The 19769-nt window shown below is 63.6% G+C and carries 17 protein-coding genes; 13 read left to right on the top strand and 4 right to left on the bottom strand.

Annotated elements, in window-relative coordinates; genetic code table 11:
* The first annotated feature begins 169 nt into the window (after positions 1-169).
* The 7 genes from QZ329_RS02550 to QZ329_RS02520 all read left to right on the top strand — a co-directional run bounded on the left by QZ329_RS02550 (position 170) and on the right by QZ329_RS02520 (position 8997).
* Positions 170-1336: an ABC transporter ATP-binding protein gene (locus QZ329_RS02550; protein ID WP_295748009.1), complete on the top strand. Its 1167-nt coding sequence runs from the start codon at positions 170-172 to the stop codon at positions 1334-1336.
* Complete coding sequence (locus QZ329_RS02545) at positions 1326-2180, top strand: ABC transporter permease (RefSeq protein ID WP_295748008.1); 855 nt, start codon at positions 1326-1328, stop codon at positions 2178-2180. The genes QZ329_RS02550 and QZ329_RS02545 overlap by 11 nt, the downstream gene beginning before the upstream one ends.
* Positions 2177-4165, top strand: a complete 1989-nt coding sequence (locus QZ329_RS02540; RefSeq protein WP_295748006.1) for an extracellular solute-binding protein — start codon at positions 2177-2179, stop codon at positions 4163-4165. The genes QZ329_RS02545 and QZ329_RS02540 overlap by 4 nt, the downstream gene beginning before the upstream one ends.
* A 59-nt stretch (positions 4166-4224) precedes the next feature.
* Positions 4225-4620, top strand: a complete 396-nt coding sequence (locus QZ329_RS02535; protein WP_295748004.1) for a thioesterase family protein — start codon at positions 4225-4227, stop codon at positions 4618-4620.
* Positions 4621-4902: 282 nt separating this feature from the next.
* Positions 4903-5286: a BlaI/MecI/CopY family transcriptional regulator gene (locus QZ329_RS02530; RefSeq protein WP_295748002.1), complete on the top strand. Its 384-nt coding sequence runs from the start codon at positions 4903-4905 to the stop codon at positions 5284-5286.
* Positions 5283-8117: a M56 family metallopeptidase gene (locus QZ329_RS02525; RefSeq protein WP_295748001.1), complete on the top strand. Its 2835-nt coding sequence runs from the start codon at positions 5283-5285 to the stop codon at positions 8115-8117. The genes QZ329_RS02530 and QZ329_RS02525 overlap by 4 nt, the downstream gene beginning before the upstream one ends.
* Before the next feature lie 142 nt (positions 8118-8259).
* The gene (locus tag QZ329_RS02520; RefSeq protein ID WP_295747999.1) at positions 8260-8997 is read left to right on the top strand and encodes a carboxymuconolactone decarboxylase family protein; all 738 of its coding nucleotides are present in this window, start codon (positions 8260-8262) and stop codon (positions 8995-8997) included.
* Between the two features lie 160 nt (positions 8998-9157).
* On the opposite strand, the gene QZ329_RS02515 is transcribed toward QZ329_RS02520, so the two are convergent.
* The 3 genes from QZ329_RS02515 to QZ329_RS02505 are packed head-to-tail and all read right to left on the bottom strand — an operon-like array spanning position 9158 to position 10964.
* Positions 9158-9739 carry an ABC-2 transporter permease gene (locus QZ329_RS02515; RefSeq protein WP_295747997.1) on the bottom strand — a complete coding sequence of 194 codons (582 nt, stop codon included), beginning with the start codon at positions 9737-9739 and terminating at the stop codon, positions 9158-9160.
* On the bottom strand, positions 9739-10587 hold the full coding sequence (locus QZ329_RS02510) for an ABC transporter ATP-binding protein (protein WP_295747995.1): 849 nt from the start codon (positions 10585-10587) through the stop codon (positions 9739-9741). The genes QZ329_RS02515 and QZ329_RS02510 overlap by 1 nt, the downstream gene beginning before the upstream one ends.
* Positions 10584-10964 carry a GntR family transcriptional regulator gene (locus QZ329_RS02505; protein WP_295747993.1) on the bottom strand — a complete coding sequence of 127 codons (381 nt, stop codon included), beginning with the start codon at positions 10962-10964 and terminating at the stop codon, positions 10584-10586. The genes QZ329_RS02510 and QZ329_RS02505 overlap by 4 nt, the downstream gene beginning before the upstream one ends.
* 143 nt (positions 10965-11107) lie before the next feature.
* On the opposite strand from QZ329_RS02505, the gene QZ329_RS02500 reads away from it, so the two are divergent.
* From QZ329_RS02500 to QZ329_RS02480, 5 genes are all read left to right on the top strand, one after another.
* On the top strand, positions 11108-12088 hold the full coding sequence (locus tag QZ329_RS02500) for a leucine-rich repeat protein (RefSeq protein ID WP_295747991.1): 981 nt from the start codon (positions 11108-11110) through the stop codon (positions 12086-12088).
* Positions 12089-12102: 14 nt separating this feature from the next.
* Entirely contained in the window at positions 12103-13452 is a 1350-nt protein-coding gene (locus QZ329_RS02495; protein WP_295747990.1) for a VWA-like domain-containing protein, read from the top strand.
* A 10-nt stretch (positions 13453-13462) separates the two neighbouring features.
* Positions 13463-14053, top strand: a complete 591-nt coding sequence (locus tag QZ329_RS02490; RefSeq protein WP_295747988.1) for a nitroreductase family protein — start codon at positions 13463-13465, stop codon at positions 14051-14053.
* Between the two features lie 322 nt (positions 14054-14375).
* The gene (locus QZ329_RS02485; protein WP_295747986.1) at positions 14376-15908 is read left to right on the top strand and encodes an AAA family ATPase; all 1533 of its coding nucleotides are present in this window, start codon (positions 14376-14378) and stop codon (positions 15906-15908) included.
* Positions 15901-16194 carry a NifU family protein gene (locus QZ329_RS02480; protein WP_295747985.1) on the top strand — a complete coding sequence of 98 codons (294 nt, stop codon included), beginning with the start codon at positions 15901-15903 and terminating at the stop codon, positions 16192-16194. The genes QZ329_RS02485 and QZ329_RS02480 overlap by 8 nt, the downstream gene beginning before the upstream one ends.
* Before the next feature lie 20 nt (positions 16195-16214).
* Here QZ329_RS02480 and QZ329_RS02475 read toward each other — a convergent pair whose 3' ends face one another.
* Positions 16215-17501, bottom strand: a complete 1287-nt coding sequence (locus tag QZ329_RS02475; protein WP_295747983.1) for an L-serine ammonia-lyase, iron-sulfur-dependent, subunit alpha — start codon at positions 17499-17501, stop codon at positions 16215-16217.
* A gap of 167 nt (positions 17502-17668) precedes the next feature.
* Between QZ329_RS02475 and QZ329_RS02470 the strand changes: the two genes are divergently transcribed.
* Positions 17669-19708 carry a sigma 54-interacting transcriptional regulator gene (locus QZ329_RS02470; protein ID WP_295747981.1) on the top strand — a complete coding sequence of 680 codons (2040 nt, stop codon included), beginning with the start codon at positions 17669-17671 and terminating at the stop codon, positions 19706-19708.
* The last annotated feature ends 61 nt before the right edge of the window (positions 19709-19769 follow it).

Genomic DNA, 19769 nt, shown 5'->3' with positions numbered 1-19769 from the left:
GTATCGCTGAATTTCGACGGAAATTCAAATCTCAAGCGATGGAAAGAAGAGTTACAAGGAACAGCCGCGCCCGGTTGCCGTCGCTTTGATCAACTCAACCACCGGATCCCGCAGCGCGCTAAAGTTCTTTTGTTTCTTTTCTTTCAAGAAAAGAAACGGGGGAGGATACATGTCCAAAGAGTTGATTCGCCTGCGGGATCTCTGCATGGCGTACGACGACGAGCTGGTTCTCGATCATTTAAATCTTTATATCAATGACAAGGAGTTCCTCACACTGTTAGGGCCCAGCGGGTGCGGCAAGACCACCACGCTGCGGATTATTGGCGGCTTCACGACCCCAGGGTCGGGAGACGTTCTCTTCGACGGTGTGAGGATTAACGATGTCCCGCCCTACAAGCGGCAGATCAACACGGTGTTCCAGAAGTACGCGCTGTTCCCCCATCTGAACGTCTTTGAAAACGTGGCGTTTGGCCTGCGGATGCAGCGGAGGCCGGACCCCTCGGACCCGAAGCGGAAGGCCAAGCTCCCGGAGGAGGAAATCCGGGAGCGGGTTCTGGAGATGCTGGAGGCCGTCAGCCTCAAGGGTTTTGAAAACCGGCGGACGGACGCTCTCTCCGGCGGGCAGCAGCAGCGGGTGGCCATCGCCCGGGCGCTGGTGAACCGCCCCAAGGTGCTGCTGCTGGACGAACCGCTGGGCGCTTTGGACCTGAAGCTCCGCAAGGACATGCAGATCGAATTGAAGCGCATTCAGCAGCAGGTGGGCATTACCTTTATATATGTGACGCACGACCAGGAGGAGGCCCTGACCATGTCCGACACGATTGTGGTGATGGACCAGGGCTCCATCCAGCAGATCGGCACCCCTGAGGATATTTACAACGAGCCGAAAAACGCCTTCGTGGCGGACTTCATCGGCGAGTCCAACATCATCGACGGCATCATGGTCCGGGATAAACTGGTCCAAATGTACGGACGCCAGTTCCCCTGCCTGGACGGAGGCTTCGCGGAGAACGAGGCCGTGGACGTGGTCATCCGGCCCGAGGACATCGACATCGTCCCCGTGGAGCAGGGCCAGCTGACAGGCACCGTCACCAACGTCACCTTCAAGGGGATGCAGTACGATATCATCGTGGACTTCCGGGGCTTCAAATGGCTGATCCAAACCACGGACCACTCCCCCGTGGGGGCCCGTATCGGCATCAAAATTGACCCCGACGGCATCCACGTCATGAAGAAGAGCCGGTACTCCGGCCTGTACGGCGACTACTCCTCCTTCTCCGACGAGTACGACGAACTGGACGCGGCAGAGCCGGAGGAGGGCGGCGATGAAACCTAAGCTCTCCCGGTTCGCCATCCCCTATGTCATCTGGATGGCCCTCTTCGTCGTGGCCCCCATCGTGCTGGTGGTGGTCTACGCCTTTTCCAGCGACCTGGGCGGCTTCACCCTGGAAAACTTCTCCCGTATGGGGACCTATGCCGTGGTCTTTGGCCGGTCCTTCAAGCTGGCCCTCATCGCCACCTTTATCTGCCTCCTCATCGGCTATCCGGTGAGCTACGTCATGAGCAAGGAGGGGGAGAAATTCCAGCGGGCGGCCATGGTGCTCATCATGCTGCCCATGTGGATCAACTTCCTGCTGCGGACCTATTCCTGGATGTCCATTCTGGAGAATAACGGCCTTTTGAATCAGCTGTTTCAAAAAATCGGCCTCATCGCCCTGTATAACCGGGTATTCGGCACAGAGCTCTCGTTCTTTCCCATGATGAACACCCAGGGGGCGGTGGTGCTGGGCATGGTTTACAACTACCTGCCCTTCATGATTCTGCCCATTTATTCCGTCATCGTGAAGCTGGACGGCTCCCTGGTGGAGGCGGCCCGGGACCTGGGGGCGGACGGGCTGAACGTCTTTCGCCGGGTCATTGTGCCCCTTTCCCTGCCGGGGGTTCTCTCCGGCATCACCATGGTCTTCGTCCCCTCTGTCTCCACCTTCGCCATCAGCAAGATGCTGGGCGGCGGCACGGAGCTGCTTCTGGGGGACCTCATTGAGCAGCAGTTCCTGGGCGGGGCCTACAATCCCCAGCTGGGCGCCGCGATTTCCCTGGTGATGATGGTCATCGTCGTCGTCTGCATGGTGGTCATGAACCGCTTCGGCGAGGGCGAGGAACAGGCGGTGATGCTGTGAAAAAGAGCGGCCGCTTCGGAAGCCGGTCCCTGATGGCCCTGGTCTTCCTGTTTCTCTATGCGCCCATTCTGCTGCTGATTGTTTTCTCCTTCAACAAGGGCAACAGCAACACCGTCTGGACGGGGTTCTCCCTGGACTGGTACAGATCCCTGTTCCAGAACCGGCTCATTATGCGCAGCGTCTATACCACGCTTCTGGTCTCCCTGCTGGCGACGGCCATCGCCACGGTGGCCGGGACCTTCGCCGCCATCGGCTTCTACAGCCTGCGGAGGCGGTCCCGGACGGTGCTGAGCACCGTAAACAACATCCCCATGATGAACGCCGACATTGTAACCGGCGTGGCCATGTGCCTGTTCTTCGTGGCCTTCTTCGCCTTTTGGAGCGGCTTTGCCGGGTGGTTCAACCGCGTCCAGAGCATCGCCGTCCTGCCGGAGCGGCTGACCCTGGGCTTCGGCACGCTGCTCATCGCTCACGTCACGTTCAACATCCCCTATGTCATCCTCTCCGTGGGCCCCAAGCTCCGGCAGATGGACCGCAATCTGGTGGACGCGGCCCAGGACCTGGGCTGCACCTGGATGCAGGCTTTCTGGAAGGTCATCCTGCCGGAGATCAAGCCCGGCATTGCCTCCGGGGCCCTGACCGCCTTTACCATGAGCGTGGACGACTTCATCATCAGCTACTTCACTGCCGGGTCCTCCAGCTCCACTCTGGCCATGACCATTTACGGCATGACGAAAAAGCGGGTGACGCCGGAGATCAACGCCGTGTCCACCTTGCTGTTCGTGACGGTGCTGGCCCTGCTGGTGATTGTGAACCTCCGGGAGGCCCGGGCGGAGCGCAGCGGCGAGGCGCGCCGTCCCGTCTCCCGGAAGCTGACCCGGCTGCTGGACACGCCCCGGGGCCGCATGCTCCGCCGGGGCGCCGCCATCGCCCTGGCCGCATCCTTCCTGGTTGCCGTCGTCCTCCTCACCGGGGCCACCAACGCCCAGCCGGTGGTAAACGTGTGCAGCTGGGGCGAGTATATCGACGAGGACCTCATCACGCAGTTTGAGGAGGAGACGGGCATCATCGTCAACTACCAGACCGCCGAGAGCAACGAGGCTTTGTACTCCCTCCTCAAAAGCGGCGCGGGGGATTACGACGTCATTGTCCCTTCCGACTATATGATTTCCCAGCTCATTGAGGAGGATATGCTGGCGGAGCTGGACTACGGCCAGATTCCCAATTACGCCCTGATCTCCGACCGCTTCAAGGGCCTGACCTACGACCCCCAGGAGCGCTATACCGTCCCTTACGCCTGGGGCACCGTGGGAATCATCTATAACGAGACCATGGTGGACGAACCCGTCACCAGCTGGTCCGCCATGTTCGATTCGCAGTATGCCGGGAATGTACTGATGTTCCGCAATTCCCGGGACGCCATGGCCACGGCCCTGAGCTATCTGGGATACTCCCTGAATACCACCAGCGAGGCGGAACTTCGGGAGGCTTTCCAGCTCCTCAAGGACGCCAAGAACCAGGGCGTGTATCAGTCCTTCGTCATGGACGAGATTTTCCAGAAGCTGGAGGGCGGCAACGCCGCCATGGGCGCGTACTACGCCGGGGATTACCTCACCATGCTGGAGAACAACGAGGACCTTCGCTTCGTGGTTCCGGAGGAGGGGTCCAACTGGTTTATGGACGCCATGTGCGTGCTGAAGGACGCGCCCCATAAGGACGAGGCCATGGCGTGGATCAATTTCATCGCCTCCACCGAGGCGAACCTGGCCAACATGGACTATATCTGGTACGCTTCCCCCAACCAGGAAGCGCTGGAGCAGTATCCCGCTTACTACGAAGAGCTGTACGGGGAACCGCTGGACCCGGAGATGTACGATATCATTGCCGCCCCGCAGGAGGTGCTGGACCGCTGCGAGGCATATCTGGTTCTGCCCCTGGAGACCCGGAAGCTCTATAACGACCTTTGGACAGAGCTGGGGATTTGAGGAGGGCCTGCGCGCCCGCCGCTTTCCAGCCTCTGCGGATTTGAGAGAGGAGGATGAAGATGATTCTGATCGGAGCAAAATGCCAGCTGGAGCAGACCGTCACCCAGGAGCTCACCGCCGCCGCCGCGGGCTCCGGGACCCTGCCGGTGTTCGGCACGCCTTTTATGGCGGCCATGATGGAAAACGCGGCCCTGACCGTCTTGCAGCCCTTCCTGGAGGAGGGGCAGGGCAGCGTGGGGACCCGCCTGGACATCCGCCACGACGCGCCCACCCCCGTGGGAATGAAGGTCTGGGCGGAGGCGGAGATCACCGCCGTCTCGGAGAATGGAAAGATGGTGGATTTCCGGGTCTCCGCCTGGGACGAGAAGGGCCCTGTCGGCAGCGGCGTCCACACCCGGGCGATCATCTGGAACGAACGGTTTCTGGCAAAGTGCGCCGGGAAGCTGGAGCGCTGACCGCGCCGTCCGGATTCCGGTGTGAATGAAGGACACTCAGCGGCCGCGCGGGTGCGGCCGGAACAAGACCCCCTCCCCGGCGCTTCGGTTTTGGAAGCGCCGGGGAGGGCTTTTTTATTTGGAGCTCCCTCCGTTCCGCGCAGGGAGCTCCGCCTCCCGGCGTCTTTTCCGTAGGCGAAGACGCCGGAGGGACACTGGCAAGTTGCTTCACGGGAAAATGGTTGACACTGTAGACTAACTGTGTTAAACTATGTCTACAACGTAGACAAGGAGGCGGAGAATATGGAACACGTCAAATTGACCGCCGGCGAGTGGAACGTCCTGAGCTGCCTGTGGGAGCAGAGCCCCCAGACGGTGATGCAGATCGTGGGCGAGCTGGAGCGGGCCGTGGGCTGGCACAGGAGCACCACCATCACCACCCTCCACCGCATGGAGGCCAAAGGGCTGGTGCGCTGCCAGCAGGCCGGCCGGGGGACGGCCTACGTGCCCCTGGTGAAGCGGGAGCAGGCGGAGATGGCCGAGACCCGGAGCTTTCTGGACCGGGTTTACCAGGGCAGTGTGGGGATGATGATGAGCGCCATGGCCCGGCGGCAGGAGCTGTCCGGCGACGAGATCGCGGAACTCCGGGCGATTCTGGACCAGGCGGAGAAGGGGGAGCTTTCATGAGCGTGGTTGTGTTGAACTGGGTGTGGACGGCAAGCCTTTTGATTCTGGCGGTTCTTCTGCTCCGGGCGGCCTTCGGGCGGCGGATCAGCGCCCGGCTGCGGTATGCCCTGTGGGCGGCGGTCCTGGTGCGGCTGCTGGTGCCGGGACAGCTCTATACCGCCCCGGCGGAGGTGCCCCGGGTATTTCCGGAGCCCCCCGCGCTCCAGGCGCTTCCCCTGACGCAGGGGGCCCCGGCGAAGGAGACGGGAACCGTGCCCGGCGGAGAGGGCGGCCAGCCTGTCCAGGTTCTTCCCGGGCCCGCCGGAGAGGAATCCGCCTCCGCCGTCCCGGAGGGGCGAAGCCCTGGGGACCTGGCGGCTCTGCTGGGGGGAATCTGGCTGGCAGGTTCGGCGGCGGCAGCGGCGGCGTTTCTCATTTCCAATGGGAGCTTCGCCCGGCGGCTGCGGCGGCTGCGGGTCCCCCTGGAGGCGGAGTGCCCCCTGCCGGTCTACAGGCTGGAGGGCCTGCCGTCCCCCTGTCTGTTCGGCGTTTTCCGCCCGGCGGTGTACGTCACCCCCGAGGCGGCGGCGGACCCTGTGACCCTCCGCCATGTGCTGGCCCACGAGACGGCCCATTACCGCCAGGGGGACCACATTTGGACCCTTCTCCGGTGCGGGGCGGCGGCGGTCCACTGGTGGAATCCGCTGGTGTGGCTGGCGGCGGCGCTCAGCCGCCGGGACGCGGAGCTTGCCTGTGACGAGAGGGCGCTGAAGCGCCTGGGAGACGGGGAGCGGCGGGCCTATGGCAATACGCTTTTGGCCCTGGTCACCGCCGGCCCCCGGCCTGGGGACCTGCTGCGCTGCGCCACCACCATGACGGGGAGCAAGCGCAGTCTCCGGGAGCGGGTCAGCCGCATCGCCCGGACGCCGAAGCGCTGGCTGTGGGCGGCGGCGCTGTCCGCATTGCTGGCGGCGCTGGTGTGCGCCTGTTCCTTCGCCAAGACGGCGGAGACAGGGCCGGAGACGGAGGACGGCCCTTTGACGGCGGAGGAGCTGGAGCGGTTCAACAACGAGGTCTTCAACGGCGAGGGCTTCAATATGATGAACCAGTTCCTGTTCCAGGCTGTGGAGGCCCCCAAGGATTACAAGCAAATCGACCTCTACCAGCTCTTCTACAACGGCATTGGGACCTTCTCCTGCACTGAGGAGGAACGTCAGGCTGTGGCCAACGCGGCCTGGGGCGGCGAGGACCCGGGAGTTGATCTGCTCAAGTGCTCCGCCGGAGAGATGGACAAGGTCCTGCGGGAGTACCTGGGCCTGTCCCTGGAGGAGACGGACAAACGGGGCCTGGACCGGTTCACCTATCTGGAGGAGTACGACGCTTATTACACCTTCCACGGCGACACGAATTATCCCGGAGACGTCACCTTTACCTTCGGCGAGCGGAGAGACGGGGCGGTTCTGCTGTACTATGAGGGCAGCGGCTTCCCGGGGCTCAGCAGCGGAAACGGAGAGATGACGGCTGTGACAGACGGTCCTGCCTGCGTGACGCTGGAGGAGCGAAGGGACGGCGGCTATCGCTTCCTGACCAACTGGCGGTATGATCCCCCCGCCGTCCCCACGGCCTACCCGGCCTGGGACCCGGAGCGGGTCATCTCTCTGGATGGGCTGGAGCCCTACAAGTCCTGGAAAGACATGGAGCCGGATACCGTGCCCGCAGATACCATGGGGGAGGTCCTCTGCGCGGAGACGCTGGGAGACGGCACGGAGGTGGTCTGCTATTGGGAGCCGGACCATCTGACCAACCCGGACCACGCGTACACGAAATACTGGGCCATCCGCCGGGGGGACCGTCTTCTGCGGTTCTGCCAGGAGGATAGCGGCTATACCGACGGGTATACCGCAGGCGCGTTCGAGCAGGTCCTGGGCCGGGAGGGGTTTTGGATTGCGTGCCCCCGGGGCGCGGCCTACCAGGCCCGCGACTACTATGTATTGGACGAGGGCGGGGTCCCCCGTCCGCTGGCGGACTGCGCAAACGAGGTGACGGAGCTGGACCTGGACGGCAACGGGGAGAAGGAGCTGGCGTGGACCTACCACGGCGGCGGAGAGACGTACCTGTACTTCCGGCGGGACGGCGCGCTGTATCTGGCCGATATCCGCGCCCTGGTAAGCGAGGCGTGGCCGGAGGCGAAATATGTGAGTTTCGGTTCCTGGGACCCGGCCAGCCGCGCGCTGTCCTTCTCCGCCGGAGTGCCCCTCTCCGGCACGGACCGTACGGTCACCGCCTTCCGGACGATGTGGTTCGACGGAGAGAACCTGCGGCTTTATAAAGACGAAAGCGGCTATACGGACCACATGGCCAACGGTCTGGAGGCCCTTCCGGCGGACGTGCTGGCGGCGGCCCGGGATTTTGCGGAGGAGCGGTTCAACGCCCTGGCGGCGGAGGGCTTCGGCGCAGACGGCTCCGGGAGCTACGACGAGGAAAACTTCGGCCCCGGGAACGTGGTCTGGGACGACTGGCGCGTCACCGGCCTCAGCGGACCCTGGTACGAGACGGCGGGGGACCTCCGGGTGGAGGTCTGGAGCGTCAGCTACGAGACCCACACCGCCACCCCGGACCGGGTCATACTGGCGGGCGGGTCCTATATGGGAGAGGACGGCTGGTGCATGATCGGCTATCCCGGCCGCGACTACCTGTACTTCCGATGGGACGGGGAGGGAAGCCGGACCTATCTGTTTTCCAAGATGGAAAACGACTGCGCCCCCGGCGCGGAGCTGTTTCAGGAGGATTTGGTGAGCGCCCTGACGGAGCAGGGGCTTTTGGACCCGGCGGCTGCCTTGGCGGGGAACTGACCGGCGGAGGCCGCAGGTTCGCGGGCTTTGGCTGCGGCGTGCGGTTGAACCGGAGGGAATCTTTCAGAAGACGCTTGACATGGAGTGAACTTCAAGCGATATAATGAACCGCCGGAAACCAATTTTGAAAGGAAGGATCAGGATGGCAGAAAAACAGACGGCAGGAAGAGACCTTTTAGGCGATCTCGCCCCGAAATTCGCGGAGCTGAACGACGACGTCCTTTTTGGGGAGGTCTGGTCGAGGGAAGAACAGCTCTCTCCCCGTGACCGCAGCATGATTACCATCGCGGCGCTGTTCTCGGCAGGACTGTATCCGCAGCTGAAATCCCATCTTGCCATCGGCAAGGCCCACGGCGTCACCAGGCAGGAGGCCGTGGAGCTTGTGACCCAGCTGGCCTTTTACTGCGGCTGGCCCAAGGCGTGGAGCACCTTCCCGCTGATTCGGGAGGTTTACGGCGAGGACGGCGGCACAGACCCCAGCCGGCTGTCCTGCTTCCCCGTGGGAGAGAAGAACGACGCCTTCGCCCAGTATTTCATCGGGCAGAGCTATCTGGCTCCGCTGTCCACCCGGCAGGTGCCGGTGTTCAACGTGACCTTTGAGCCGGGATGCCGGAACAACTGGCACATCCACCACGCCTCCAGCGGCGGCGGGCAGATGCTGATCTGCGTCAGCGGCCGGGGCTGGTATCAGGAGTGGGGACAAAAAGCGCGGGAGCTGCACCCGGGCGACGTGGTGAACATCCCCGCCGGAGTCAAGCACTGGCACGGCGCGGCCAAGGACTCCTGGTTCCAGCATCTCGCTCTGGAGGTCCCTGGCGAGGATGGACGTGCCGAGTGGTGCGAAGCGGTGGATGAGGAGCAGTATAACCGTTTGAAATAAGGCGGGAGACCGCCTTCGAACCGAGGAGCGGCGGACAAAAGGGCTGAGGGTTTCCCCTCAGCCCTTTGCCTGTCTATGGATGCGGTCTTTCAGCCGGATGCTCCTCCGCAAGCTCGCATCTTCCGGTTTCCCGGCGGAAGAGAAGGGCGGTCCGGAGAGGTCACTGGTAGAGCTTTATGGACAGCGGGATAGAAAGCGCCGTTCCCGCCGCCGCCCCAAGGGGAAGCAGCGCCATCAGGGGAATGGGCAGGCTGGGAAGCTCATCCACCACGTCCACGAGAACCCCGATGGATACCACCACGCCAAAAAGCACCACCATAAAAATCATCCTTCCCCGCTCCACGCCAAAGCGCAGCACCGCCGGCAAGGTGATATCCAAGGAGATGATTCCCAGGCAGAGGCTCGCCAGCAGGGTGAGAACGCTGGGCCCGTTCCCTGAAAAAATCCCCGACGCCGCCTGCACCGCCAGGCAGAACACCCCCGACGCCGCCATGCAGATCCAGCCCAGCACGTACTTGCTCAGCACGATGTCCCGCTTGGAGTAGGGCATCATGGCCGCCAGCTGGTTCCAGTGGCTCCGCTCGTCATAGGCCATGGCCGTATAGGGCAGCATGGAGCACCAGACCACCAGGAACATCGTATAGAACGCGCTGTTCACCATGGACAGCAGCACCAACACCAGGACAAAAATTTTCATCTGCTTCCAGATCACATAGAAATCCTTCTGTACCAGCGCCTTCATCATTTTGCTCCTTTCACCATAAAGAGAATGATATCCTCCACGCTGGCCCGCTCCAGCTCCAGCGCCGCAGGGACTTCGTCCCGCCGGACCAGGGCCCGCACGCCGCCGTAGCCGCTGGCCTCCCGGCCCATGACCGCCTCCTCCCGAAGGCTCTCCAGCTGCTCCGCCGTCCCGGTGAAGATGCCGTAGGCCTCCAGAAGCTGGTCCTTTTCGTCGCAGAACAGCAGCCGCCCCTGGTGCAGGAAGGCAATGTAGTCGCAGAGCTTTTCCAGATCGCTGAGGATGTGGGAGGAGATCAGAATGGAGTGGTCCTCCTCCCGGGTGAACTCGTTGAAAATCTCCAGCACCTCGTCCCGGACAATGGGGTCCAGGCCGCTGGTGGCTTCGTCCAGAATCAGGAGCTTGGGCTGGTGGCTCAGGGCCACGGCAATGGCCAGCTTCATCTTCATCCCCCGGGAGAAGTCCTTGAAGGGTTTTTTCTCCGGCAGGCCGAAGCGGCGGAGAAACCCCTCGTAGGTCCCCTGCTCCCAGCGCCGGTAGGTGCCCGCCATGACCTTTCCGACTTGGACGGCGGTGAGGGTCTCCGGGTAATACGCCTCGTCCAGGACGACGCCCACGTCCTCCTTGACGGCCCGGAACTCCGGGGAGGCCGCGTCCACGCCCAGGACCCTGACGGTTCCGCTGTCGGGGCGGAGGGCGTTCATCAAAAGGCGGATGGTGGTGGATTTGCCCGCGCCGTTCTCGCCCACCAGACCGCAGATGGTGCCGCTTGGCACCGCGAGGCTCAGGTCCTGGATGGCAAAGCCGGGAAAGCGCTTGTGGATGTGGTTCAGTTCAATGGCGTTCATAGGTTCTCCTCCTCCAACAGGACGCGCAGCATATCGAATAGTTCCTCCACTGTCAGGCCGCAGCCCTTCGCCAGCGCGGCGGCGGCGGACAGGTGGTCCTCCAGCTCCTTGAGCTGCTGTTCCCGGATCAGGTCCAGATTTTTCTCCGCCACAAAGCAACCCTTCCCGGCCACGGTGTACAAAAAACCCTCGGCCTCCAGCTCGTCATAGGCCCGCTTCGTGGTGATGACGGAGATTTTCAGGTCCTTGGCCAGGGCCCGGATCGAGGGCAGGGCCTCTCCCGGCGTCAGCGTTCCCGCGATGATCTGCGCCTTCAGCTGGGCGTAAATCTGCTCGTAAATGGGCTGGTTGACGGTGTTGCGGATGATGATCTCCATGGAAGTTCCTCCGTTTCACTGTTCATATACAGTATACACGGAATGAACAGTTTGTCAAGGCACTCCGCAAAAAAATTTTTGCCTAGGCAAGCTCCCGCCATTGTGGTATACTACCCCTGAAACGAAAGAAAGGGGACATGCCCATGGAGACAGTCAGCGGCGTGAGCAACTGGAGGCTGGTGTTCCGCCGGGAGGCGGACGGCGTCACCCTGCTGCGGGCCCAGACCTGTGACGCGCGGGCGGTCCTGCCGGAGCGGATTCTGGACCTGCCGGTGACGGCGCTGGGGAACCACGCCCTGGCTCCCGGCCGGCGGGACGGGGAGGGGGAGACCCTTCTTGTAACCTGCGGCCCCTCCGAACCGCCGGAAACCTGGGACAACCAAACGCTTCAGGACCTGACTCTGCCGGAAGGATTGACCCGCCTGGGGGACTACGCTTTGTTAAACTGCTCCGCACTGAAAACTCTTCGTATTCATGACGGCATAACCAGCTGGGGCGGCGGGGCGCTGATGAACTGCCGCAGTCTGGACACCCTCCATCTGACCCGGACGGGCCCGAACCAGGGGGAGGCCCTGGCCTGGTTTGTGGAGGAGCTTTCCCGGGAATTGGACGTGAGCATTTACGGCCCCGGGGAGGAGACGGTCCGGCTCCTTTTTCCGGAGTACACGGAGCTCTATGAGGAGAACTGCCCCGCCCATCATTTTGACTACTTCATCTCCGGCGCGGGCTATCCCTATCACCACTGCTTCCGGCGGAAACGGCTGTCCCTCCAGGCATACGACGCCCTCTGGCGGGACTTTTTGGGCATGGAGCACGACGCGTCCGCCGCCCTCCGGCTGGCCTGGTACCGCCTCCGCTGGCCGGCGGAGCTGTCGGACGCGGCGGCGGAGGGCTACCGCTCCTATTTGAACGCGCACGCCGGAGACGCCCTCCGCCTGCTGCTGTCGGAGAAGGGTGGGGCGGACCTCCCCTTTCTGTTCAACCAAATCTGTCCGGACCGGGAAAGTCTCTCCGCCGCCTGTGCCCTGGCCCGGGAGCGGGGGAACACGCCGGCTTTGGCGGTGCTGCTGGAGGAGGAGCACCGGCGCTTTCCCGCTGGAATGGAAAAATCCTTTACACTGTAGAAGGACCAATGCCTATGGAACAAACGGACTTTGCCGGGATTGGGCAGGACATTCTCTTTGCCTCCCGGAACGAGCTGTATATGAGCCTTCCCTATCTGGACGCGGCGCTCTGCGCCCTGGCCTTCGCCCCCGGAGGCGGCGTGACGCTGTCCCTGGCCACCGACGGCGAGACGCTGTACTACGACGGCTCCTGGCTGGCGGAGCGCTATCTCCGCAGTCCGGTTCTGACCAACCGGGCCTATCTTCATGTCGTTCTCCACTGCATGCTCCGGCATCTGGGAAAAAAGCGGGGCAAGGTCCCGGAGCTGTGGGACCTTGCCTGTGACACGGCGGTGGAGAGCCTTTTGGACGAGCTGGACTACCCTTGCCTGAACAGCGGGGGGGCGCCCCTGCGGCAGAAGTTCTGCGGCGAGTGCCGGCAGGACATGCCGGTGCTGACGGCGGAGGGCGTCTACCGCCGTCTGCTGCGGCTGCATTTGCCGGAGTACGAGACCGCGCGGCTTCAGCGGGCCTTTCTGGCGGACGACCACGGCCTCTGGGACATGGAGGGGCGGGATGGGGAGGAGCAAAACCGCCGCCAGGACCAGAAGTGGCGGGACCTCTCCGGCAAGACGCAGACGGGCCTGGAGACGGTCCTCTCCGACAAGGGGGCCGGCGGAGAGGCCGTGCTGGAGCAGGTCCGGGCTGCGGTCCGGGACGACGTGGATTACCGGGCCTTCCTCCGCCGCTTCGCGGCTCCTAAGGAGATCGCGGCGGTGGACGGGGACGCCTTTGACTATGGCTTTTATACCTACGGCCTCCGGCTCTATGGAAACATGCCCCTGGTGGAGCCTCCGGAGACTCGGGAGGAGAAGCGGATCGAGGACTTCGTCATTGCCCTGGACACCTCCATGTCCACCTCTGGAGAGCGGGTCCGGCAGTTTCTGGCCTGCACCTACGCCATTTTGCGAAGCGCAGGGACCTTCACCCGAAAGGTCAACATCCGCGTTCTCCAGTGCGACGACCAAATCCGGGCGGACGACGTTATCCACGACCTGGAGGGCCTGCGGGGTTATATGGAGCATTTTCAGCTCACCGGCGGCAGCGCCACAGATTTCCGCCCGGTGTTTGCGCACGTGGCAAAGCTTCAGGAGGCGGGGGCCTTCACCAGTCTTCGAGGGCTGGTGTACTTCACCGACGGCATGGGGATTTACCCGGAGAAGCGCACGCCCTACGAAACGGCGTTCATCCTTCTGGGAGAGCCGCCGCTCAGCGTGAAAACGCCCCCCTGGGCCATCCGCTTGGTCCTGGAAGCCCCAGACCTGGACCGGGCGGCGGCGGAGCTGCCGGAGGAACTGGACCTGGACGAACTGCCGGAGCTTTAAAGGAGGTATCATGCTGCCTGAAATTGTGAACCGGCGCAGTATCCGGTCCTATCGACCCAAGCCCGTCCCCAAAGAGGATATCGAAACCATATTGCGGGCGGGCGCGCTGGCCCCGTCATCAAAGAACCGCCAGCCCTGGCGCTTCACCGTTGCGACTGGAACGGAAAAAGCGGCGGCGCTGGCCGTTATGGCCCGGGGGCTGGCGGAAGAAATCCGCCGTCCCCTTTTGCCGGAGAGCGCCCAATTCCTCAGCGGAGCGGAGCGGACGCTGGCCGTCATGGAACAAGCTCCGGCGATTATCTTTGTCACGAACCCTCTGGGCCAGGACCCAAGGCGAGCGCGGACCACAGACGAATGGGTCTTCGAGCTTTGCAACGCCCAATCCCTGGGAGCGTGCCTGGAAAACATGACGCTCCAGGCCGCGGCGCTGGGTCTGGGCAGTCTCTGGATCTGCGATACCTTTTTCGCTTACGACGCGCTGAATGTATGGCTGGGCGGACAGGGAACCCTGGCGGCGGCCCTGGCTTTGGGCTATGCCGCCGAAAGCCCGCCGCCCCGTCCCCGGAAGCCGCTGGAAGAGCTGGTGAAATGGAGAGAGTAAGCGCACAGGGTGTTCTACCGCCAAGCCAGCGGCAGCGAAAAAAGAAGCCAGTCGATTCGACAACCACCAACCCCCGCCTGCACCGAGCCGCGGGCAGGGACATTCGTACCTGAAACCCCGCCCCAGGCGCGTCCCCGTCCCCGCATTAAAAGCGCTTTTTCTCTTTTGGACCGTGCACGGCCCGTTTTCTCTTTTTGGCGCAACCAAAAAGAGAAAATGGGGGGTGCAAAGGACCAGCCATCTTCATGGCTGAAATCCCCCCCCCCGCCCGCCAGGGCGAGCAACCGCCCCTCCCCCCGGGAGAACAGGAAGGAACCACACCATGAACATCAAACAAGCCAAACAAGAAATCACCAACACGCTAAAAGCCTACCTGGCCAAGGACTCCCTTGGAAACTACCGGATTCCCCCCATACGCCAGCGGCCCATTCTTCTGATGGGCCCTCCCGGCGTGGGCAAGACCCAGGTGATGGAGCAGATCGCCGCCGAGACCGGCGTGGGCCTGGTGGCATACACCATCACCCACCACACCCGCCAGAGCGCCGTGGGCCTGCCCTTCATTGAAAAACGAACCTACGGCGGAGAGGAGTACTCCGTCACCGAGTACACCATGAGCGAGATACTGGCCTCCGTTTACCAGCTCATGGAGAGAACCGGCCTTCGGGAGGGCATCCTCTTCCTGGACGAGATCAACTGCGTCTCCGAAACGCTGGCGCCCATGATGCTGCAATTCCTCCAGTGCAAGACCTTCGGCAACCAGCGCCTGCCGGAGGGGTGGCTGATCGCCGCCGCCGGGAATCCGCCGGAATATAACCGCTCCGTCCGTGAGTTCGACGTGGTAACCCTGGACCGGGTGAAGCGCATGGACATCCAGGAGGACTTCGCCGTCTGGAAGGAGTACGCCCGGGGGAAGGGGCTTCACGGAGCGGTGCTCTCCTATCTGGATATCAAGAAGGAGAACTTCTACCGGGTGGAAACCACGGCGGAGGGCGTCCAGTTCGCCACCGCCCGGGGCTGGGAGGACCTGAGCGAGCTGCTGACGGTCTACGAGAGCCTGGGCCTCCGGGCGGACCGGGAGGTGGTGGGGCAGTATATCCAGATGCCCCGGATTGCCCGGGACTTTGCCAACTACCTGGAGCTCTATCATAAATACCAGGATATCTATCACGTGGATGAGATTCTCAGGGGCGCCTGGAGGCCCGTCACCGTTCGGGAACTCCGGGCCGCCCCCTTTGACGAAAAACTCTCCGTCATGGGCCTGCTGCTCTCCCGCCTGTCCGAGGCGGTGCGGGACGTCCGCCGGCAGGACGCGCTGTGCGAGGGGCTCCACGCCGTCCTGGCGGAGTTCAAGGGGACGCTCTCCGCCGGGGAGAAGCCCTGGGAGATATTGGACTCCCAGGCCCGCCGCCTTCGGGAGGAGCTGAGGCGGGCCCGGGACGCGGGACAGTTGGAAAAACAGAGACAGACGCTGATTCAGCTGGAAGTGGGCGTCTTGGAGGATTACCGCCGCCGCCTTGCCGGGGAGGGCCTGGCTGCTCCGGAGGCGGCCATGGAGGCGGTCCGGGAATGGTTCGGCGGCGAGGTGGAAAAGCGGGCCGCCCTGGCCCGGGGGGCCAGGGCGGAACTGGATCATACCTTCGCCTTTCTTGAGGAGACCTTCGGCCAGGGACAGGAGCTGGTGCTCTTCGTCACCGAGCTCACCGCCGGACCGGACACCAGCTGGTTCATCGAGCAGTTCGGCTGCGACGCCTACTTCCGTCACAACCGGGAGCTGCTGTTTGACGATACCCGCCGCCGCATCCGGGAGAATATTGAGTTCGCCAGACGGGCGGAACAGGAGGAAATCCATGACTGAGGATATGAAACGCATTGAGGCCGTGCTGGACGAGAAGGTCCGTCCCGCCCTCCGTGCCCACGGCGGGGAGATCGCCGCGGACCGCCTGGAGGACGGCGTGCTGTACGTGAAGCTGCTGGGCCAGTGCGCCGGGTGCCCCTCGGCGGACCTGACCAACGAGACCATCGTGGAGGCGGAGCTTACCGCCGCCCTGCCGGATCTGGTGCGGAAGGTGGCGGTCATACAGACGGTCAGCGACGAGCTGTGGGAGCAGGCCAAGCGCCTCCTCCGGGATCACCATCTGTAAGGCCGCCCTCCGCGCCGCCGTCACCCCTCCTTTTCCATCATGATCTCCAGAATGGTCCGGTCCGTTTGTACCATCCCCGGCGTGCTCACCCGGCCCATGCTGCGGATGGCCTCTTCCGGCGTCGCGCCGCAGATGCCGTTGGTGGACAGGAGGACCACGCCTTCCATAGCCAGGTGGGCGCACATCAGCGCCGCGTTGGCCGCGGTGGCCAGCTTCAGCGCGCAGCCTATTTTTCCGCCGTCGCAGACCATGCCGGTAAGGTCCCCGCTCATGTTGATGATTGTCCCGCCAATCTGTTCGTCGCTTCCGCCCATGAGCCAGACCATGGCGGCGGATGCGGCGGTAGCGGCGGAGACGCCGCAGCCGCAGGCGGCGGACAGCTTCCCGGTGAAGAGCTTGATGTAGATGTTCAGAGTGTGAGAAAAGGCCAGGGCCTTTACCAGCTGCTCGCTGGAGGAGCCCAGATGCCGGGCCATCTCCGCGACGGGGATGACGGCGGTGATGCCGTGGTTCCCGCTGCCTGCGCTGCTCATGACCGCGTAGGGACAGCCGCTCATGCGCCCCTCGGCGCTGCTGGCCACCCGGGTCATGATCCGGCTGAACAGGTTGTCCCCCAAGTCGCCGGAGGCCATTTGCCGCTTCAGCGCCCCGGCGATGCCAATGCCGGGATCGTGCTCCAGGCCGTAGTCCGCCAGACCCTCGTTCAGTTCCACGCCCTCCAGCATGAAGGCCAGCTCCTCCTGGGAGCACTGCTCCACCAGGGCCCGGATTTCCGCCACCGTCATGGTTTTCAGCCCGTCATGGAGCGCGTCGCCGCTCCCGGGAGACCAGGGCTTCTCCAGCAGCACCTCGTGGTTCCGCTTGGTGAGGATGATGTTGGAATGCGTGCCCCGGATGATGCTGAGGCCCGCGCCGGCGGTGGTGATGACCTCCGCCCGGGCGTAGAGCTGGGCCTCTCCGTGCTGGATGGACACCGCTACCTGGCGGTTCTCCACCAGCGCGACGGCTTGGGCGGAAATCGCGTCGTTCAGGTCCTCCAGAAGCCGCAGACCTTTCTCCGGGTTGCGCAGGCTGGCGCCCAGGGCGGCGGCGTACTTCAGCCCCACTCTGGAAAAGCCCGGAATTCCCACGCTCATGCCGTTTTTGTAGATGCCGGGGTTGACCTCCAGCTTGACGGAGACGATTTCGCCGCCAATGGCGCGGCAGGCGTCTGCGGCGGCCAGGGCCACGCAGACCGGCTCGGTACAGCCCAGGGCGGGAACGACTTCCTGGCGCAGCAGCGTGATGAGTTCGTTTTTGGTAATCATACGGATGCTCCTCTCTGTCAAATGGTTTGGACTTGCTTTCTTCCTTGTGGAACTAATAAAGCAATTTTTGTGCCAGATCGTTTGCCTGAAAAACCCTTGTAATCCGACGGTATTTGTGGTTAACTGGTTAAAGAAATAGGTCGAAGTTTGGAAAGGGGAGGACCGCTATGCCGCCCAAAAAGAAAATTTCCGTCATCGCCCTGGACCCCAGGGCGGGGGAGTCCTACAAATCCGACATTGCCAAGCTGTTCGCGGATGCGGCGGACATCTCCGTCTTCTCCATGCTGGATGGCAGCGCCGCCGGGGTGCTGGACCGGGCGGACCTGTTCGTAGCCTCCACCGACGCCTACGGCTCTCCGGAGGAGCTGATGCGGCACATTCCCATCGACAGCCAGACCATGGCCATCGAGGTGTCCTTCCGCTGGAGCGAGCTGCGCAGGCTGAAGGAGCTCCCGGCGGGCAGCCGGGTGCTGTTTGTCAACATGACCCAGACCATGGCGCGGGAGGCCATCGCCCAGCTGGAGCAGTTCGGCATCACCCATATTCATTGGATTCCCTTCTACCCCGGCGCACCGGAGGTTCCGGATGTTCACATTGCCGTCACGCCGGACGAGCTGCGCTACGTCCCTCCGGGGATGGAGACGGTCATCGACTTGGGCCAGCGGGTGTGCACCTCGGGCATGATGATTGAGATTGCCCTCCGGCTGGGGCTGGAGTCCCTGCTGGAGGGGCCCGCCTTTCAGGAGTATGCCCAGGCGGTGGCCACCAGCAACTACAGCTTTGACCGGATGTTCGCCCGGTCCATCCGCCTGGAGAGCCAGTTCCATATTTTAATGGAGAGCCTGGAGGACGGCGTGGTGGGCGTCAATGAAAAGGGGGAGATCTTCGCGTGCAGCCGCCACGCCGAGGAGATGACCCTGGTCAGCGCCTCCCTGGTGCAGGGCCGGCGGTGCGAGGAGGTGTTTCCCTACATCCCCTTCGCCCGATGCCTGCAAAGCCGCCAGACCTTGCCGGTGAAGGCCGTCAAGGTCAGCGGCGTAAACCTCAGCGTGGAGGTGGTTCCGGTGATCCGGCAGAACGCCTGCATCGGGGCCTTCGCCCTGCTCCAGCGGTTCAACGACGTTGAGGCCCGGCAGAGCGAGCTGCGCAGCCAGCTCTTCCACAAGGGTCACTGCGCGAAGTACAGCTTCGCCGACGTCGTGGGCCAGTCGGAGGCGATTCGAAAGACCAAGGATACCCTGAGCCGCATGGCCCGCAGCGAGAGTCCGGTGCTGCTGATCGGCGAGACGGGCACCGGCAAGGAGCTCTTTGCCCACGCCGTCCATCAGGCCAGCCGCCGGGCGGAGGGCCCCTTTGTGGCCATCAATGTGGCGGCCTTCCCGGAGAACCTGCTGGAGAGCGAGCTGTTCGGATACGAGGAGGGGGCCTTTACCGGGGCGAAGAAGGGCGGGCGGCCCGGCCTCTTCGAGTTGGCCCACGCGGGCACGCTGTTTTTGGATGAGGTGGAGGGCATGAGCCCCGCCCTTCAGATCAAGCTTCTCCGGGCGCTCCAGGAGCGGGAGGTCATGCGGGTAGGGGGAAACCGGATTATCCATGTGGACGTCCGCGTGGTTTCCGCCACCAACGAGGCCCTGGAGCAGAAGGTCCGGGAGGGCTCCTTCCGCCGGGACCTGTACTACCGGCTCAGCACGCTCCCCGCTCTGATTCCGCCCCTGACGGAGCGGGGCGGCGACATTTTTTTGCTGACGGAGCATTTCCGCCGGGAGTTGGGAGGCTCCTTCCGTCTGACGGAGCCGGTGAAGGACTTCTTCCGCCGCCACACCTGGCCGGGCAATATCCGGGAGCTGCGGAACGCCGTGGAGTACTTCATCTATACCGGCCATCCGGACATTGGCCTGGAGGACCTGCCCCCCACGCTGTTCCTCTCCGGCGTTCCGCGCCCCTCCGCTCCGGCGGAGGCGGAGGTCTCCGACGGCTTTTCCTTTATCCTTTCCCAGCTTTACGCCGCCTCCGAGTCCGGCGCCTCCACAGGCCGGGAAGCGCTGCTGCAAAAAGCCCGGGAAGCGCACATCCCCCTCTCCCAGAGGGAGGTGCGGGACATCCTGTCGGACATGGCGGCCCGGGGGCTGGTCCGGGTCAGCCGGGGCCGCGGCGGCAGCCGCCTGACCGGCAAGGGGCGGGCGCTCTGGGAAATGGGTCAAAGATAAACTTATTTGACCAATATATCAAGTTTAACCAAAAGGCGGCCCGCCGCAAAGCGGGAGCAGG

Source organism: uncultured Oscillibacter sp. (genome assembly GCF_910579365.1).
In the GTDB taxonomy this organism is placed as follows: domain Bacteria; phylum Bacillota; class Clostridia; order Oscillospirales; family Oscillospiraceae; genus Oscillibacter.
Note: the sequence above shows the minus strand (reverse complement) of the source record. Positions and strands in the feature narration are given on the sequence as shown.

Coding starts and splice junctions, on each gene's coding strand:
- QZ329_RS02550 (WP_295748009.1), top strand. CDS start 170: ATGTCCAAAGAGTTGATTCGCCTGCGGGATCTCTGCATGGCGTACGAC.
- QZ329_RS02545 (WP_295748008.1), top strand. CDS start 1,326: ATGAAACCTAAGCTCTCCCGGTTCGCCATCCCCTATGTCATCTGGATG.
- QZ329_RS02500 (WP_295747991.1), top strand. CDS start 11,108: ATGGAGACAGTCAGCGGCGTGAGCAACTGGAGGCTGGTGTTCCGCCGG.
- QZ329_RS02480 (WP_295747985.1), top strand. CDS start 15,901: ATGACTGAGGATATGAAACGCATTGAGGCCGTGCTGGACGAGAAGGTC.
- QZ329_RS02490 (WP_295747988.1), top strand. CDS start 13,463: ATGCTGCCTGAAATTGTGAACCGGCGCAGTATCCGGTCCTATCGACCC.
- QZ329_RS02535 (WP_295748004.1), top strand. CDS start 4,225: ATGATTCTGATCGGAGCAAAATGCCAGCTGGAGCAGACCGTCACCCAG.
- QZ329_RS02525 (WP_295748001.1), top strand. CDS start 5,283: ATGAGCGTGGTTGTGTTGAACTGGGTGTGGACGGCAAGCCTTTTGATT.
- QZ329_RS02530 (WP_295748002.1), top strand. CDS start 4,903: ATGGAACACGTCAAATTGACCGCCGGCGAGTGGAACGTCCTGAGCTGC.
- QZ329_RS02475 (WP_295747983.1), bottom strand. CDS start 17,501: ATGATTACCAAAAACGAACTCATCACGCTGCTGCGCCAGGAAGTCGTT.
- QZ329_RS02510 (WP_295747995.1), bottom strand. CDS start 10,587: ATGAACGCCATTGAACTGAACCACATCCACAAGCGCTTTCCCGGCTTT.
- QZ329_RS02515 (WP_295747997.1), bottom strand. CDS start 9,739: ATGAAGGCGCTGGTACAGAAGGATTTCTATGTGATCTGGAAGCAGATG.
- QZ329_RS02520 (WP_295747999.1), top strand. CDS start 8,260: ATGGCAGAAAAACAGACGGCAGGAAGAGACCTTTTAGGCGATCTCGCC.
- QZ329_RS02505 (WP_295747993.1), bottom strand. CDS start 10,964: ATGGAGATCATCATCCGCAACACCGTCAACCAGCCCATTTACGAGCAG.
- QZ329_RS02485 (WP_295747986.1), top strand. CDS start 14,376: ATGAACATCAAACAAGCCAAACAAGAAATCACCAACACGCTAAAAGCC.
- QZ329_RS02470 (WP_295747981.1), top strand. CDS start 17,669: ATGCCGCCCAAAAAGAAAATTTCCGTCATCGCCCTGGACCCCAGGGCG.
- QZ329_RS02495 (WP_295747990.1), top strand. CDS start 12,103: ATGGAACAAACGGACTTTGCCGGGATTGGGCAGGACATTCTCTTTGCC.